General features: G+C 72.5%; 1 protein-coding gene. It reads left to right on the top strand.

The genetic code is table 11. The features are described 5' to 3' along the window. Positions 1 to 650: ribulose-phosphate 3-epimerase (gene rpe / locus ACSBPG_RS32030; protein WP_435541302.1), on the top strand; the 650-nt coding region annotated here is incomplete at its 5' end. Positions 651 to 652 lie beyond the last annotated feature (2 nt).

Genomic DNA, 652 nt, shown 5'->3' with positions numbered 1-652 from the left:
CGGTCAAGATCGCCCCGTCCATCCTGTCCGCCGACTTCGCCAGGCTCGGCGAGGAGGTGCGCGCCATCGACGCGGCCGGCGCCGACTACATCCACATCGACGTGATGGACGGGCACTACGTGCCCAACATCACCATCGGCCCGGCGGTGGTGAAGGCGCTGCGCCCGCACAGCCGCCGGGTCTTCGACGTCCACCTGATGATCGCGCCGGTCGACCCCTACGTGCCGGACTTCGTCAAGGCCGGGGCGGACATCGTCACCGTCCACGCCGAGGCCGGGCCGCACCTGCACCGCACCGTCCAGCTCGTCAAGAGCCTGGGGGCGCGGGCCGGCGTCTCGCTCAACCCCTCCACCCCCCTGTCGGCCCTCGACTACGTCCTCGAGGAGATCGACCTCGTCCTCGTCATGACGGTCAACCCCGGCTTCGGCGGCCAGAGCTTCATCGCCTCCCAGCTCCCCAAGATCCGCGAGCTGCGCCGGCGCATCGACGCGCTCGGCCGGCCCGTCGACCTGCAGGTGGACGGCGGCATCAACGCCGAGACCGCGCGCCTGGCGGTGGCGGCCGGCGCCGACGTGCTGGTCGCCGGCACCGCCACCTTCGCCGGCGGCCCGGACACGTACGCCGCGAACATCGCCCGCCTGCGGGGATAGGC

The sequence above is a fragment of the Azospirillum sp. ST 5-10 genome, from assembly GCF_051225715.1.
Taxonomy (GTDB): domain Bacteria; phylum Pseudomonadota; class Alphaproteobacteria; order Azospirillales; family Azospirillaceae; genus Azospirillum.
Note: the sequence above shows the minus strand (reverse complement) of the source record. Positions and strands in the feature narration are given on the sequence as shown.